General features: G+C 55.2%; 15 protein-coding genes, 1 tRNA gene and 1 pseudogene. 9 read left to right on the top strand and 8 right to left on the bottom strand.

Annotated elements, in window-relative coordinates:
- Positions 1 to 109: 109 nt before the first annotated feature.
- Entirely contained in the window at positions 110 to 634 is a 525-nt protein-coding gene (locus N8E88_RS29095) for an outer membrane protein assembly factor BamE (protein ID WP_410010630.1), read from the bottom strand.
- Positions 635 to 748: 114 nt separating this feature from the next.
- Between N8E88_RS29095 and N8E88_RS29090 the strand changes: the two genes are divergently transcribed.
- From N8E88_RS29090 to N8E88_RS29065, 6 genes are all read left to right on the top strand, one after another.
- Positions 749 to 1306 carry a ubiquinol-cytochrome C chaperone family protein gene (locus tag N8E88_RS29090; RefSeq protein WP_262293562.1) on the top strand — a complete coding sequence of 186 codons (558 nt, stop codon included), beginning with the start codon at positions 749 to 751 and terminating at the stop codon, positions 1304 to 1306.
- Between the two features lie 15 nt (positions 1307 to 1321).
- Positions 1322 to 1891, top strand: a complete 570-nt coding sequence (locus N8E88_RS29085) for a YceD family protein (protein ID WP_262293561.1) — start codon at positions 1322 to 1324, stop codon at positions 1889 to 1891.
- A gap of 76 nt (positions 1892 to 1967) precedes the next feature.
- Positions 1968 to 3053 (top strand): phosphate acyltransferase PlsX, encoded by a 1086-nt coding sequence (plsX, locus tag N8E88_RS29080; protein WP_262293560.1) that lies wholly within the window; start codon positions 1968 to 1970, stop codon positions 3051 to 3053.
- A complete protein-coding gene (locus tag N8E88_RS29075; protein WP_262293559.1) occupies positions 3050 to 4021 on the top strand; it encodes a beta-ketoacyl-ACP synthase III in 972 nt (323 codons plus the stop codon). The genes plsX and N8E88_RS29075 overlap by 4 nt, the downstream gene beginning before the upstream one ends.
- A 122-nt stretch (positions 4022 to 4143) precedes the next feature.
- A complete protein-coding gene (locus tag N8E88_RS29070) occupies positions 4144 to 4464 on the top strand; it encodes an integration host factor subunit alpha (RefSeq protein WP_106716952.1) in 321 nt (106 codons plus the stop codon).
- Between the two features lie 134 nt (positions 4465 to 4598).
- On the top strand, positions 4599 to 5156 hold the full coding sequence (locus tag N8E88_RS29065) for a MerR family transcriptional regulator (RefSeq protein WP_112530843.1): 558 nt from the start codon (positions 4599 to 4601) through the stop codon (positions 5154 to 5156).
- A 151-nt stretch (positions 5157 to 5307) separates the two neighbouring features.
- On the opposite strand, the gene N8E88_RS29060 is transcribed toward N8E88_RS29065, so the two are convergent.
- From N8E88_RS29060 to N8E88_RS29040, 5 genes are all read right to left on the bottom strand, one after another.
- The gene (locus N8E88_RS29060) at positions 5308 to 5619 is read right to left on the bottom strand and encodes a DEAD/DEAH box helicase family protein (RefSeq protein WP_262293558.1); all 312 of its coding nucleotides are present in this window, start codon (positions 5617 to 5619) and stop codon (positions 5308 to 5310) included.
- Between the two features lie 17 nt (positions 5620 to 5636).
- Positions 5637 to 5888, bottom strand: a complete 252-nt coding sequence (locus N8E88_RS29055; protein WP_112551317.1) for a hypothetical protein — start codon at positions 5886 to 5888, stop codon at positions 5637 to 5639.
- Between the two features lie 45 nt (positions 5889 to 5933).
- Positions 5934 to 6698, bottom strand: a complete 765-nt coding sequence (locus N8E88_RS29050) for a membrane-anchored protein (protein ID WP_262293557.1) — start codon at positions 6696 to 6698, stop codon at positions 5934 to 5936.
- Between the two features lie 28 nt (positions 6699 to 6726).
- The gene (locus tag N8E88_RS29045; protein ID WP_262293556.1) at positions 6727 to 7080 is read right to left on the bottom strand and encodes a hypothetical protein; all 354 of its coding nucleotides are present in this window, start codon (positions 7078 to 7080) and stop codon (positions 6727 to 6729) included.
- 173 nt (positions 7081 to 7253) lie between these two features.
- Positions 7254 to 10382, bottom strand: coding sequence for an autotransporter outer membrane beta-barrel domain-containing protein (locus N8E88_RS29040; protein WP_262293555.1), 3129 nt, complete (start codon positions 10380 to 10382; stop codon positions 7254 to 7256).
- 673 nt (positions 10383 to 11055) lie between these two features.
- On the opposite strand from N8E88_RS29040, the gene N8E88_RS29035 reads away from it, so the two are divergent.
- A complete protein-coding gene (locus N8E88_RS29035) occupies positions 11056 to 11577 on the top strand; it encodes a GNAT family N-acetyltransferase (protein ID WP_262293554.1) in 522 nt (173 codons plus the stop codon).
- 11 nt (positions 11578 to 11588) lie between these two features.
- Here the strand turns inward: N8E88_RS29035 and N8E88_RS29030 are convergent, their stop codons facing one another.
- A complete protein-coding gene (locus tag N8E88_RS29030) occupies positions 11589 to 12062 on the bottom strand; it encodes a VOC family protein (protein ID WP_262293553.1) in 474 nt (157 codons plus the stop codon).
- A gap of 363 nt (positions 12063 to 12425) precedes the next feature.
- Positions 12426 to 12716, bottom strand: coding sequence for a hypothetical protein (locus N8E88_RS29025; RefSeq protein WP_262293552.1), 291 nt, complete (start codon positions 12714 to 12716; stop codon positions 12426 to 12428).
- Positions 12717 to 13021: 305 nt separating this feature from the next.
- On the opposite strand from N8E88_RS29025, the gene N8E88_RS29020 reads away from it, so the two are divergent.
- Positions 13022 to 13098: transfer RNA gene (locus N8E88_RS29020), tRNA-Pro, on the top strand.
- Positions 13099 to 13305: 207 nt separating this feature from the next.
- Positions 13306 to 13398 (top strand): annotated as a pseudogene (locus N8E88_RS31920) (SEC-C metal-binding domain-containing protein); the annotation flags it as partial.
- Positions 13399 to 15082: the final 1684 nt, after the last annotated feature.

Here is a 15082-nt window from a genome sequence, read left to right as displayed (position 1 = left end):
TTCGCGTGGATTGTCTCGCCATCCGGGAAACAGAACTGGCTCTAAATAGACAAAATTTGCTCTAGCCCAACAAAAAACCCGCGGAACATGTTTCGCGGGTTTTTTATTTTTACGGGTTGTTCGGAGCGCCCCCGGTGGGCGTGCCTCCTGCGGAGGGTATTGACGGGGTTTTGCCGACACCTTGCAGCAACTGGCCAAGGAACGAAAGATCCCTGCCGCCTGTCGGCGTGGTACGGGAAATGAAGTCGAATACCTTGCCATCCTGCAATCCATAATTGGAAATGCTGGCAACTTTGCTGTCCTTGTCGAAATAGACGGCCAGGATGCGGCGTTCCTTGACCCTGGGCTGCATGAAGGCGACGCTGCGATGAGCCTTCTGCGATATATAATAAAACACTTCGTTGTCGAATGTCGCGGTCGTCGACGGACTACCAAGCGACAGGATCACCTGCTCGCGGCTGGATCCCACTGGAACGAACTCCAGCGCCTTGTCATCAATGACATAGCCCTGTGTCAGTGTCTCCGATGGATTGAGGTTGGCGGTATTGCAGCCAGCGAGCCCCGTAGCCAATAAAAAGGTTCCGGCGAGAAGGTATTCCCTTGAACAACCGGTCTTGAAAATCCGCTGCAGCAACGACATCTCCATTTCAATCTGGGCGCAAGTCTTTCGCTGCCCGCAGAACTTCGGTAAACCACCTTGAAGTCCGATGCAACACGCGACTCGTGACTCAAGTTGAGGCCTAACTACATGATTCTCAGTCTATTCAGCCGCAAGGCCAAAGCAAATGAGGCGATTACCATTGCCCTCTACGATGCGATCGTGGCAGCGGCGCGGCAGCCTTACTTTTATTCTGATCTGGAAGTACCGGATTCGCCGCTTGGCCGGTATGAAATGCTGTCCCTGCATGTTTATCTGTTTGTCAGGCGTATCAAGGGCAGAAGCCCGGCGCTGAAGGCAATCGGCCAGGAAGTGACGGATGAATTTTTCAGGGATGTCGATCATTCCTTGCGCGAGCTCGGTATAGGGGATTCGGGTGTGCCCAAGCGCATGAAGAAACTGGCGCGGATGTTTTACGGCCGCATCGAATCCTATGACAAGGCGCTTGAAATCAATGATCACCCGGCATTGATTGCCGCGCTTGCGCGTAATATTCGGCCCGACAGCGATAATTGGTCAGGCGCGGCTGCGCTCGCAGATTACGTAGGGCGTGTGGTCCGGTTGCTGGAGAACCAGCCTGACGAAGTGCTTGCGAGCGGAAAGGTGACATTTCCTGATGCAGGTTCTCTTGAAACACCGCAGAATTGAAAGGGGGAAAGCCATATGACAACGAGAAAAACCGACGGAGCTTTGAGCTTTCCTGTTTCCGTCAACCGCCTGCCGCAAAAGGGGGTCACAATAAAGATCGACGCCGACCAACGTGAGCGCGAAGCATTGCGCGACTTTCACGAGTTGGAGGATGTCAAATCGTTCAAGGCCGATCTGCAGATCGTGCCATGGAAAAAGGACGGCATTCGCGTTCGGGGGACAGTCAAGGCAGAGATCGTCCAGTCATGTATCGTGACGCTGGAACCGATCGATGCGACCGTCAACGCGGAGATTGATACGCTCTTCGTGCCGGAAAGTTCCCGGCTTGCCCGTTTGCCGCTCGACGAGAATGGCGAACTTATCATCGACGCCGAGGGCCCCGATGCACCGGAGACGTTTTCCGGCGACCGGCTCGACGCTGGCGCTATCGCCGAGGAGTTTTTTGAGCTTGCGATCGATCCCTATCCGCGTAAGCGCGGAATCGAGGATGCACCGCCCGTTGTGACGAGTTTTGGCGAAGATGACGAGGCCGAAAAACCGGCCAATCCGTTCGCCGGTCTGAAGGATTGGAAACAGAAGACTTGATTGGTGCCATGTCCTCGGCATAAGTAATGCCGCCCGGATAGGCGCATCCGTACTGAACAGGACAGGACAATCCAGAGTGATCAGAATTTCCATTGATGCCATGGGCGGTGATTTCGGTCCATCGATCGTCATTCCCGGCATGGCAACGGCGCTGGAGCGCCATCCTGATATCAGGTTCGTAATTTTTGGACGGGAAGAAGAAGTCCAGCCGCACCTGGCGAAGTATCAGGCATTGTCCAACGCCTCGACCTTCCACCATTGCGATGTCGCTGTGCGCATGGACGAGAAGCCGAGCCAGGCTTTGCGCAACGGCCGCTGGAAATCTTCCATGTGGCGTTCGATCGAGGCCGTAAAGACGGGCGAGGCGGATGTCTGCGTTTCCGCCGGCAATACCGGCGCGCTCATGGCGATGTCGAAGTTCTGCCTGCGTACGATGGCAAATGTCGAGCGGCCCGCGATCGCAGGCATTTGGCCGACCTTGCGTGGTGAAAGCATTGTGCTCGATATAGGCGCGACTATCGGCGCCGATGCGCAGCAACTCGTGGACTACGCTGTGATGGGAGCCGCCATGGCGCGCTCACTTTTTGACATCGAGCGTCCCACGATTGGCCTTCTGAATGTCGGCGTGGAAGAGATCAAGGGGCAGGATGACGTCAAGGACGCGGCGCGTATCCTGCGCGAAATTCCGTTGCCCAGCCTCGAATATTACGGTTTCGTCGAGGGTGACGACATCGGCAAGGGCACGGTGGATGTCGTTGTCACTGAAGGGTTCACCGGGAATATCGCGCTCAAGGCAGCAGAAGGTACAGCCAAGCAATATGCGCAATATCTCCGCGAGGCCATGAGCCGCACGCTGATGGCGAAGATTGGCTATATTTTCGCCAGGGGGGCGTTCAACCGTCTGCGAGAAAAGCTTGACCCGCGCAAGACCAATGGCGGCGTATTCCTTGGCCTTAATGGTGTCGTCATCAAGAGCCATGGTGGAACCGACGCGCTGGGCTTTGCCTCCGCTATCGATGTTGGTTATGACATGGCTCACAACAAGCTTCTCGACAAGATCGCTGCGGATCTGACGCATTTCCACAAGGGTCCGGTCGGTGTGGCGTTCAAAGACGAAGCCGGCAACGACGCAGAAGCCGAAATACAACAGGAAGTTAAATGATCAGATCAGTTGTTAAAGGTATAGGGGCGGCCAAACCGGCACGCCTGGTCAAGAATGCTGATCTGGAAGGGATTGTCGAGACGAGCGACGAATGGATCGTACAGCGCACGGGTATCCGCCAGCGTTACATCGCTGGCGAGGGCGAGACGACGGCTTCGCTCGGCGAGACAGCGGCCCGGGCCGCGCTGGACAATGCCGGTCTCACGCCGGACGATATCGATCTCATCATCCTCGCTACTTCGACACCGGACAATACATTTCCAGCGTCTGCGGTCGATATCCAGGCACGTCTTGGCATGACGCACGGCTTTGCGTTCGACATGCAGGCGGTGTGCTCCGGCTTCGTCTATGCGATGACCACGGCCGATCTTTATATTCGCGGCGGCATGGCCAAACGCGTTCTGGTTATCGGATCGGAGACTTTTTCCCGTATCCTCGACTGGAAAGACCGCACGACATGCGTCTTGTTCGGGGATGGTGCGGGTGCTGTCGTTCTTGAAGCGGGTGAGGGCCGTGGCCTTACCTCGGATCGCGGCGTGCTCACCGCCAATCTGCGTTCCGATGGATCGCACAAACAGAAACTATATGTCGATGGTGGACCATCCACGACGCAGACGGTCGGGCATTTGCGCATGGAGGGCCGTGAGGTGTTCAAGCATGCCGTCGGCATGGTTACCGACGTCATCGAAGCGGCGTTTTCCGAGGCAGGAATTACTGCTGCGGACATTGATTGGTTCGTCCCGCACCAGGCCAACAAGCGCATCATCGACGCCACGGCGAAGAAGCTCGATCTTCCTGCCGGGAAGGTCGTCATCACTGTCGACCAACACGGAAATACATCAGCCGCTTCAGTACCCTTAGCTCTTGCGGCGGCTGTCGCCGACGGCCGGATCAAGCAAGGCGATCTCGTCCTTCTCGAAGCCATGGGTGGGGGGTTTACGTGGGGTGCAGTTCTGCTACGGTGGTAGTAGGCAGGTTAAGCATTGAATTAGTTCACGAACTTTCTCAACGCGCTTGCCCGATCCGGTTTCATTCTGTAACTTCCGCTGTCACCTGGTAGTTTTGCAACAAACGAGAGCTTTGAGATCGTATGGGGGGTAAGACCATTACGCGCGCTGATCTGGCTGAAGCGGTCTATCGCAAGGTAGGGCTTTCACGCACAGAATCAGCTTCGCTTGTCGAGACAATTCTCGACGAAGTGTGTGACGCAATTGTTCGTGGCGAGACCGTCAAATTGTCGTCTTTCGCCACGTTCCAGGTAAGAGATAAAAACGAACGCATCGGCCGCAACCCCAAGACGGGTGAAGAGGTGCCAATCCTGCCGCGCCGGGTCATGACGTTCAAGGCATCAAACGTGCTGAAGCAGCGAATTTTGCGCTCGCACCAGACGCGCAAGAAGAAAACAGCCTGAACATAGCCGAATTTGCGTTCTGCACGCTCCGGATGCAAGATTGCTGTGGTGTAGTTTAGCGCCGCGCTTGAAAAATGGTCGATAAACCGCTGAAATAGAGGTCGAATCAGAATTTCTCCTGAGAGGGTGAAATCATGGACAAGAGTCCCGACGCATTTAGAACCATCAGCGAAGTTGCAGAAGATCTCGATCTGCCCCAGCACGTCCTGCGTTTCTGGGAAACACGCTTCACGCATATCAAACCGATGAAACGTGGCGGCGGGCGCCGATATTACCGCCCGCTGGACGTGGATCTCCTGAAGGGGATCCGCCATCTGCTTTACGATCAAGGCTATACAATCAAGGGCGTGCAGCGGCTTCTCCGGGAAAACGGCACGCAGTTCATCATAGCGCTCGGCAGTGGCGACACTGCGGCCGCCGAAGCCATCAGCCAGCAAAAGCAGGCCTCGGCCCGTCAGGAAGAAGCGCTTGCCGCCGAGCAGGACCGCGTCGACGCCGACGAGGAGGCTGCCGTCATGGGAACGTCGAAATCCGCACCCCAGGGCAGACGTCTCTTCGGATTGATCAAGGGGGACGACGAGGGCCCGGTTGCCGCCGATGGCAAACGGCTCTCCAAGGACAATCGAACGCTTCTTCAGGAAACGCTGTTTGATCTGCTTGAATGCAAGCGTCTGCTTGATCAGGTCCGCTGAACTCATATAGTCCTAAAAAAAGCCCAGCTTCTACCGGAGCAGAAGCTGGGACTCGGGGTTGGCTGTGGGGTTGCAGCCTAGCTGGTTGGGGGACCAGTTTTGTAAGAACGCAGATATGTCGCAAAAGGTTCCGCAAAAAATAATTTTTTTTCTAGCGGGCCAGCATGCCGATGATAACGCCGAGGCCAGCGATGATCATCAGCGTCGAAACCGAATTTTGCGTTGGCGTATTGGCAATTTTCTGAGCCCGATGACCCAGAGCGCTGGCAGCACGCGTCCCGCGCTCCTTGATTTCATCGAACGTCGAGCTTTCGTCATCATCCGACAGGTTATCGAGGAATTCGATACCGCGGTCGGACAGGGTTTTGGTAATCGCCGCCAGATCGCGCTTCAAATCGGCGATCTCACTGCGTAGTCTCTCCTTGTCCGTCTCGCTCTGCATGGCTTCGGTCATGTCGTCCATGGTAAGTCATCCTTGTATCAACGGCGTGAGAAAAGCCCGAGTAGTAAAGCTGCAGCCGCAATGATCGCGACCGTCGCCACAGGATTCTCCTTGGCGGTATCGGCAGCGTAACGAGCCTGCCTTGATGCGGAGCGCTTCATCTCGTCAAATCGTTCAGATCCCAAATCGGAAAGACTGGCCGAAATCTTGGAAATCTCTTTGCGCAAGGCCGCGATCTGCGCCTCGACGTCGCCCTGGATATCATCTGCATTTCTGGAAAACATTGCCATTTTGAAGCTCCTGTTCACTACAGGGCTATAACGGACCTTCAGCGCTTATGTTCCGCGGTAATGCGAGACAGGTGCGGAATTGCTTCGTGCGCTGCCTTCCCATAGCGGCAACCCTATTGATTTTGCTACTTCGGGGTCCGCCGTATAAACCGGATATCCCTTACGCAGCAGCGTCAACAATATTTCGCTGTCCATCTCGACATGAAGCCGGGACAAATTTTCCTGGTTATAGACATGTCCGGTCGATTGCGGGTTGATTCCGCTGATGATGACGGCTGTGGCGCCGTTCAACAGCGCGAAGAGTACCGCGATCACCCCATTCGAGCATTTGGAGATCGCGTCCAGTTCGAGCACCTTCAGCCCGCAGATTCTTTCCACCAGCGCAATCCGCTCATAGCGGTTTACGATCTGAACCCTGTCATAGCGATAGTCAAACGCTTTAAGGTGCTCGTTGAGGCTCGCCAGTCCCTTGCGCCACAACAGCACGTAGAGCGTGCCCGTGCGCTCACCCTTGAGAACACGACGAACCTCGACCGCATTCGTGTTCGTGCCATCGAGTTGCCTGTACTGCATAAGCGTAACGTCGGGCACCGTTATGCCCCATTTCCGGGTCACTGCCTGAGAACCATTGATGGTGATCACACGAAATGTTTCATCAAAATCGATAGGCTTGTGAGAAACCGGAGCCGAGCCAACAACCACGACTGGTCCGGCAAAGGGGACCGGCATCACTGGAGGCTTCGGGCGGCGGAGTATGTATTTGAGCCTCCGGAACAGAAGCAGCTTGGTTTCCGCAAATGAAGCGGTCATTCGGTAGTTCTCCAGTCTGAATTCAGTCCTACAACGGCCGAATACGGACCGTGTATTGGCCTACTTTCGGTGACGTTCCGAAAATCTGCAGTTCTTCATCTTCAAACCGGAAAACGGATGACGCAAGTCTGAATTCCGTATGCACATGGACAGGATTCAACTCACCCTTCTCGGTAAAGCGCACCACTGAAACCTCGTCGTCGCGAAAGCTGATATGGACGCGTGTGCGCTCGTCGACGGTCCTGTCGCTGCTGAACAGGATGTCGGCGTCAAACCGGCACCTGCCGCCCCGATCCCTGTTGATGCCAGAGGAGTCCACGAAGTTCGCCAAGGCCTCGAGATTGGCATCCTGATCAATATGGTCTGTTTCCGGCCGTTCCATTGTATTTCCTCAGAGGCCGGAGCCAAATATCTTAGAGCCCTAACGAAAATTCGTCAGGGGTCGCGAAAATGGTGGTTTTCGAGCACCGAAGCGCAGCGTACGTTTGTACATGAGCATCGGAGCGCAGAAAAATGCCATTTGCAGCCCTTCATGGCGAATTTCCGTTCAGGCTCTTAGAACTTGAACGAAAGGTCGGCCTTGAATCCATTGTCCTGCGCCTTGCTGCCAAACTGGCCATTATAAGCCAGTCCAAGCGTCGCGCTATGCGTGATCTTGAGATCAAGACCGGCCTCGACCACGAACGCGTCCTGGTCGATTGGCACGCCTGATATCGTGAAAGCGTCGCTTCCAGTGAAGGCGAGGCGGGATTGCGGCGTTACGTCATCGAATGCATGGCGCCAGCCCAGCATGCCGCGGGCCGTCGCCGACATGCTTCCCAGCGTGAAATCTGTGGATGCCCGCAGACCCAACGTGGTGAAAGTCGTGTCGGTCGTTTCGCTCGATGCGGACAGTGCCGCTGCGCCACCGGATTCGGAGAAGGAGTCGCTCCGGAAGTTCACGTAGGCGAGATTGGCGAAAGGTTCGAATGCGACGCGGCTGGTATCGATGCGGTAGCCAAGTTCACCGAAGACCTGGGCGGTTCCGGCGTCATAGTCGGCGCTGAGATCCTCGGAAAAACCCGGGAACACTACCGAGCGATCGGTATCGATATTGCTCCACGTATAGGCTGCACCTGCACGGAAGCCGAGATTACCCCACTGTGTGCCGCCATAGATGCCGAGATGATAATTGTCGCTGTCTCCCGACGACGAACGATCATCGACATCGAACGATGTGCGGCTATATCCGGCAAGCAAGCCGAGACGCCAGTTTTCCCAGACAAGTGCGTCGGCTCCAACGACAAAACCGCCAGTCGTACGATCAAGGGATGCAGCGTTGCCATCGCTGTCGGTCGAACCCCAATTGCCGAAGCCTGTTCCCCATACGCCGAATTTGTCGGTTGTTGCAGGAGCGAGTTCCGGGCCGCCTTCGCCATAGGCCATGACCGGTACCGCGGCGGTAGCCACACCGCCAAAGGAACTGCGAACCCTGTTGATCGCAGCATCGCGGATGAAACGGCTGTCCTCGATCAAAGCTGTCTTCGCCGAAGCGTAAATCTCGCCCGACAATGAATCGAATGCTTCGCGCGCCGTGACGGCATCGAGCACGAGAAGGCTGTTATAGAGCGCCAAAGAACTGCCGCTTTGAACCAGAGTATCGAGAGCACCGGCCGTCGCCAGCTGGTTGCGGGTTTGCGCGGCGGTCACGAACACCGGAGGAGGACCGGGTGGGTTAGGCGGATTGGGCGTTGTTGCGACTGCAATGGTAAGATCCACGGCGTTGGCCGTATTCGCAATCGTCGCGCTCAAAAATGCGGAATTGCTCAGCACATTCGGATCGAATGCTCCGCTGACCCCGCCCTGAGCAGTCAAGATCCTGTAGACCTGTCCAGTCTGATAGCTGGTCTGCGGGTCAAGTGCGGTGACCGACACCGAACCACCCTGCAAGGTTGCAACGCCGGAAGCTGCGATCATATCCGACGCACCCGAGCCTGCGAGTTCGACACTGTAGACCGAACCGGCAGCAAGGGTGAGGTTTCCGGCGACGTTCAGCGTGCCGATCGAATTGCCCGGAGCAATGGTAGCACCGGAGGCCACAACCGCATTGCCGACCGTACCGATACCGCCGAGCGTCGCACCGCTCATCACGTCGACATCGCCGATTGTGCCGTTGACGGAAAGCGTGCCCTGATTGACCGTCGTGTCGCCTGTATAAGTATTGATACCGGATAGCGTCAGGGTTCCTGTACCGGTCTTGGTCAGCGATGCGCCCGTGCCGCCATTGGTGCCGCCGTCCTGGATCACACCGGAATATGTGGTCGACAGATTGTTCGAGCCGACAGTGAAATCAATCGCACCGAGCCGCAACTCACCGCTGCCCTCGATGGAGCCGGCAGTATTCGCGGCAGAAGCGCTTCGCGAGAAGTCTACGAAACCGGTGCCGACCGTAACGAGCTGTGCGCTGTTGCCGCTGCTGGTGCCTTCAAAAAACGTGCCGCCACCGACATTGTTTTCAATCCTGGCGCTTCCGGCGTTACTACTGGCGAGGAACTGTGTTCGACCATCACTTATGTTGATGATCGTGGCGTTGCCTGCCGTGCTGGTCGTGTCGAATATCGTTGTCGAATTCTGGACGGCCGGTAGAATAGAGGAGCCGCTGTTGGTGATCGTGGCCGTCCCGGCAGACGTCCCTGCGCCGTCAAACCGAATTTGGCTGCCGGTATCATTCAAAATCGTGGCCGCGCCCGCCGTGCTGTTGTCCAGAAATTGAATCAACCCGGTGAAGGACTCGAGACTGATGTTGGCGTTACCACCGGTCGCATTCTGCTGGAATACGATTGTTGCAGTTCCGGTTAGGATTGCGTTGCCTGCCGTGCTGTTATCCTGAAACCGAACATCACCGCCGGGCAGAAAAAACCTCGCGCTACCGGCCGTGCTGGTATCGCTGAACAACGTGACACTTGGCTGGTTGGCGCTAATATCGTTGGTAATCGTGGCACTACCGGCGGTGCTATTGTTCATGAAGGTAGTGCCACCACCCTCACTGTTTCTGATAGTGGCGCCGCCCGCCGTCCCGCCATTGAAAACTGTGTTGCCCGTGGCATGGTTGGTAATAAACAGTGATTGAGCATCGAACCCATTGGTCAATTGCAGCTCGGCGGAGGCACCGCCGAACGCATTCCCGACGTTCACAGCACCAGTGCCAAGCCTGCCAGTTCCCCTTGCTTCAACTATTCCTGAAAGTACGGTCGTCCCGCCACTATAGCTATTGTTGCCGAGAAGAAAGAGCGTAGACGTGCCACTCTGCGTTACGCCGCCGACACCGGTAATGTTTGCATTTATCCCCAGGCCGCCGGTCGAGTTGTTCGTCAAACCCGCAGCATCAAGAAAGTTTACGGTGCCGTTTTCCATCGAGTAGGTGGTGCCGCCGTTGACTACCCAGCTGTTCAACGAATAAGTGGCTCCCCCAAGATTTACCGTTGACTGGGCTGCGCCGGTATCATCGAACGTGGCAGTCTCTCCGGCAGCGTCCGGAACATTGTTCGGCGTCCAGTTTGTCCCGATACCATAGTCCGGTCCCGCCCCATTCCACGTCTGCGCCTTTGCTTCGCCGAAAATCGAGAGGGAGACCGTGGCGGTTATGCCGAGAACCGAAACCACGGTCAGCGCAGTCGATGCGCGCAAAGCTTTGCGTAGAGTCATGCCGATACCTATCCCACCTTTTCTTCGGACGCAGCTGTCAAGGATCCCCCTCTGCCGTGCCGGTTTTAGAAAATGCATAAAACGGTCATTAGTCGTGCGAGTCAAAGCTCTACTATAAATCTAAAGGTTTAGTTTTCGAATACAATCGCAGCGTGCATCCATCTTTGGGGAAAGGTGTTGCGGAATTGTTACTTAATGGCTGCAGGCAAAGATGCGCTGCAATCGGAGCGCCATCGAATCACACGCTGCGTCGTACGCCCATGGGCTTGCATGTGCCGTCGAGCGCTGCGGCGTTCAGCATAAGGATCGAAAGATTGAAAACGCGCGTTTAGAATTTGGCGGTACCTTCGAATGCGGATATTAAACTAGGTCGTGAACTCATAAATCTGATGGAAATGGTATGAGGCCATCTTTTCGGATACAAGGAGCAAAGGCGAAGGAAATGTTTATCCATTTTCAAGTCCTTTGCGACGCAGTTGCCGGGAAGATGGACCATATCCTCCGGACGCCGAAACGGCTGCAAGCTGCCATGTCGAACCGCTCGGCCGGGGGAAAGGCCCCGCCCTTCACGCTTCTCCTCGCATCTTCTTGCCGTTTCAGGCGCCATTTCTACCAGATTTATGAGTTTACGACCTAAATTGCGAACCTACCCCATCATTTGGCAAGCAAAACCATGATTGAAACAGACCGTCTGCTCCTGCGTCCGCTGCTCATCGGCGATTTTGAAACCTACAAGAGCGTGTGGGTGAACAAGCCGGTGACGGATGGTTCTCCCGGTCACCCGCAACTGAGCGAGGAAGATATCTGGTATCGGTTGCTGCGCTGGATCGGACACTGGGCAACGTTTGACTTCGGCCCATTTGCCGTTGTCGACCGTATATCTGGCGCGGTGATCGGCGAGGTGGGGCTGGCGCATTTTCATCGAGGTCACGGCGCCTCTTACGATGGTTATCCAGAGGCCATGTGGAGGGTGGAATATTCCCGGAACGGCCGGGGTATAGCAACCGAGGCGATGCAAGCCGTATTTGTCTGGTTCGACTCCAGGAGAATTTCAAACCGGACCGTTTGTATGATCGATACCTGGAACGATACCTCGAAAAGCGTCGCCGCACGCCTAGGCTTCAAAATGTTCAAAGCCACAACCTATCGCGGCAACCCTGTGGAGTTGTTCGAGAGAGTGTCCGATCCCGACTGATCGGATCCCCGTCAACAATTCGCCGCCGCCTCCAGACCTGCGATATCGAACTTCACCATGCCGAGCATCGCTTCGGCAACTCGCTTGGCCTTGGCGGGGTCGGGGTCGCCCATGAGCTCAGCGAGCCGCTTCGGCGTTATCTGCCAGGAGAGGCCCCAGCGATCTTTCAACCAGCCGCATTGCTCCGTCGAGCCGCCCTCCTTCAGCGCGTCCCATAGACGGTCGATCTCCGCTTGGGTTTCGCATTCGGCAATGATCGAGAAACTGTGGTTGAACGGATCGAGGGGACCGGCCTCGATCGCCATATAGCGCTGGTCGCCGAGCGTGAAGGCAGCGATCCTGACGCTGCCCGCTGGCCCGCTCGGGCTGTCAGCAGGCAAAGCGGATATCCAGTCGACCGATGAGCCGGGAATCAGGGATGTGTAGAAGCCGATGGCGGCTTCCATATCTTTCTCGAACCAGAGATGCTGAGTGATCTTGATCATGGTGGTTACTCCTCTACCAGGCGCGTTGCCGGCCAGCGCGGCAACTCAAAGGACGAATGAGCCGGCCGGTTGCCGACATGCGGAGAAATTTTTGTGCGGCGTCTGGAGTGGGGAGGGCGTGCGCTGGCTCAATTGGAGCAGGAATACGCCTTTAGGTGATTGACCATTTTGCCAGCCAGTCGACACTGCAAATCAGGTGTAACCTGCTCCCGCTGACCGCTGTTGGCACCCCGGTCTTGGGACAAATGTTTCCTCCGCTAAAGCGGCCAGTTGGGGGGAGAGAGAGGAGAGAAGACAGCCGCGTGGGGGCTAGTATGTCTTGCTCTCCTCCTTCTTCTCACCCCTGATAAGGGCTAGCGATAGTCAGTTGATTTTACGGCTCCAGCCCAAACTGCCCCCTAGGCGTAACATGCGCCATAACACTGTCGTGTCGTTTTCCTTGGGGTGCTCGAGCCGCTTCAGGAGCGTTTCCAGCTTGCGGATTTCGCACATTTCATCTGCAATCAATGACCTGCTGAAAGCGACTTCATCCCCGGCGGTGGTTATCGATCCGGTTCGCAATTCAAACAGTCTCCATTGTGCTTTCTCGACATTGCTATAGTGCAAATCAATCAACGTCTTGTAGGACGCAATCTTCTCCTCGTGATTGGGCAACGTTCTGTCCCTCCGTTCCTCCAAGCAAACCATAGCATGTTTCACCTGGACTTCCGACCGGCAGGGGATAATCACTATGGGCGAAAACGGTTCGCTCTGCCGGATATTTCTTGTCCGTAGTTCCGTTGCGGCCCTTGCCTCCTGTAGCGCCATAGGGTAATTGCTCGCCTGTCGATTTGAGGTTTCCCCCAGAGACTTCCCAAATAATCGGCGAGACTGTTACCCTCAGCGTTACCCCGGCAGAAAATAGGCCGAATATTCTGAGGATTGAATGCCTCGCTAAGTCATTGATCTAGCGAATTTATCGGAGTGTAGCGCAGCCCGGTAGCGCACTTGACTGGGGGTCAAGGGGTCGTCGGTTCGAATCCGGCCACTCCGACCATTTTCTTCCAAGAGAACGGCTTAGGAAATCGGCGCCAAAGAACATTTTTCTATTCTTGGCGAATATGGGCGTGATGTAGGTAGGGGGGAGCCCCATACATTACCCGTATCGCGTTCCTTGGCCTCCTTGGGAAGAACCTTTCCGCTTTGACCGAAGCAGTTTATTTTCATAGCTATTCTTCGCAATGTGGAGCATTGGGTTATGAAACCCGGCGAACCAAGGTCAACCAGAATCGCAAGAAGCGCGCCTTGCCCTTGTGGCAGCGGTAAGAAATACAAGCATTGCCACGGGCAGATCAGAAAGCCAGAATTGCCGGAGGACATGAAAGAACAGATCGCTCGAATGCTTCGGCAGCGGGAAGCGCAGGAAATCGTGCGCAAGCGGCAACAGGGACACGGTAAAAGGATTATCTCAGCGGAATTCCAAGGCCAACGCGTAGTCGCCGTCGGGAACAGGATCGTGTTCTCACCGAAATGGACGTTTTTCACGGATTTCTTGTTGAGCTATCTTCCAGAAGTTATGGGCCGTGATTGGGGCGCCCAAGCGAAGAAACACGGATTAAAACATCCGCTTTTTGGATGGATGGACAAGTTTACGGCCCATAGTAAACAGCACGATACATCCAAGGGGGCACCAGCCGTTGGATTTGTTACGGGCATTTTCCAATTTGCATACGCCCTCTATCTGATGGAACATCATGATCAGTTGCCAAAGAGTCTCATTGGTCGGCTGCGGCAACCCGATCACTTTCAACCGGCTGTTTATGAGACGGTCGTCGCAGCGGCTTTCGCTTTAGCGGGCGCTAAGATTGAGGATGCTCAAGCCAAGTCAGACAAGGCTCCAGAATTTTGGGCTACTATGAAATCGGGCCGCAAGTATGCAGTGGAAGCCAAACGGAAGAATAGTTGGAAGAACGCTTACGATTTAAACAGCGACGTATTTCGAAGTGAGCTCCGTAGTTGGCTACGAAATAAGGTTCATGCTGCTTCGGAAAAGAAACTATCCAACGCGGTCTATTGGTTTGAACTGTCAATTGGGACCAATTTTTCAGAAGCAGACTTGCCGCCACTTTATGCGCTAATCCAACAGTATGTCCGCGAGGCCGAATTGATGACCGTGGGCAAACAATCTAAAGAAAAACCAGTCCCGACTTACGTTTTTGTGACCAATCATCCCTACTTTGCTAATGATGACGTCAAGGAAGTCAAACGCCTGATCTTCCTCGATGGTTATAGGATGGATGATTTTAGGTCTGAAGATCTCGTCTCCCTTGAAGAGGCCATGGAACGCCGAGACAAGCACAAAGACATGATCTGGGTCTATCAATGCTTTATGGAAGTTGAAACAGTACCATCAACGTTTGATGGCACTCCTCCGGGCTTGAGCGGGGTCTCCGAGAGTCTGCAAATCGGCAAAAAACTCGATTACAACTTGCCGGATGGAACACCCGCACAAGGCACGATTTACGATATTGTTGCATTCGGCGACTCTGCTACGGTCGCAATCAAGGATGAAATTACGAAAGCAAGTCACATCGTAAGAGTTCCGCTTTCCAGTGAGGAAGCAAAGGCAGCCGCCATTTATGGCAATGCAGCTTTCGGTAAACCCGAGGGTCCCACTCGCAACTATGGTGGTGATATTCTCGGCCTTTATGATCGTTTTCTGGAAATATATGCAGACTACCCGCGAGAATCGTTGCTACTTCAAATTCGAGGCCATCCAGACTACAAAACTTTCGTTAAATTAGACGACGATGCATTGCGCATTCGTGTAGCGCGGGAAATTACCAAAAGCGCAACCGCGCAGCATAACCCTACGTGTGAGTAAGTGCCCACGTTGGCACGCGTTACCGCACTATAGGGTCGTCGGTTCGAATCCGGCCACTCCGACCAGTATAGCCGCGATATCGGCTATACGCCTGCTCCGGGAGCAGACGAGAGCAATTCCAGCAAAGCGGGAACCGATTTTGTGTCCGGAATTGCGT

Origin of the sequence: Phyllobacterium zundukense, from assembly GCF_025452195.1 — a bacterium.
Lineage (GTDB): Bacteria > Pseudomonadota > Alphaproteobacteria > Rhizobiales > Rhizobiaceae > Phyllobacterium > Phyllobacterium zundukense_A.
Note: the sequence above shows the minus strand (reverse complement) of the source record. Positions and strands in the feature narration are given on the sequence as shown.

Bases quoted from the DNA above. Each gene is read 5' to 3' on its own strand.
- N8E88_RS29090 (WP_262293562.1), top strand. From the start codon at position 749: ATGATTCTCAGTCTATTCAGCCGCAAGGCCAAAGCAAATGAGGCGATT.
- N8E88_RS29085 (WP_262293561.1), top strand. From the start codon at position 1,322: ATGACAACGAGAAAAACCGACGGAGCTTTGAGCTTTCCTGTTTCCGTC.
- N8E88_RS29075 (WP_262293559.1), top strand. From the start codon at position 3,050: ATGATCAGATCAGTTGTTAAAGGTATAGGGGCGGCCAAACCGGCACGC.
- N8E88_RS29070 (WP_106716952.1), top strand. From the start codon at position 4,144: ATGGGGGGTAAGACCATTACGCGCGCTGATCTGGCTGAAGCGGTCTAT.
- N8E88_RS29065 (WP_112530843.1), top strand. From the start codon at position 4,599: ATGGACAAGAGTCCCGACGCATTTAGAACCATCAGCGAAGTTGCAGAA.
- N8E88_RS29060 (WP_262293558.1), bottom strand. From the start codon at position 5,619: ATGGACGACATGACCGAAGCCATGCAGAGCGAGACGGACAAGGAGAGA.
- N8E88_RS29055 (WP_112551317.1), bottom strand. From the start codon at position 5,888: ATGGCAATGTTTTCCAGAAATGCAGATGATATCCAGGGCGACGTCGAG.
- N8E88_RS29050 (WP_262293557.1), bottom strand. From the start codon at position 6,698: ATGACCGCTTCATTTGCGGAAACCAAGCTGCTTCTGTTCCGGAGGCTC.
- N8E88_RS29045 (WP_262293556.1), bottom strand. From the start codon at position 7,080: ATGGAACGGCCGGAAACAGACCATATTGATCAGGATGCCAATCTCGAG.
- N8E88_RS29040 (WP_262293555.1), bottom strand. From the start codon at position 10,382: ATGACTCTACGCAAAGCTTTGCGCGCATCGACTGCGCTGACCGTGGTT.
- N8E88_RS29035 (WP_262293554.1), top strand. From the start codon at position 11,056: ATGATTGAAACAGACCGTCTGCTCCTGCGTCCGCTGCTCATCGGCGAT.
- N8E88_RS29030 (WP_262293553.1), bottom strand. From the start codon at position 12,062: ATGATCAAGATCACTCAGCATCTCTGGTTCGAGAAAGATATGGAAGCC.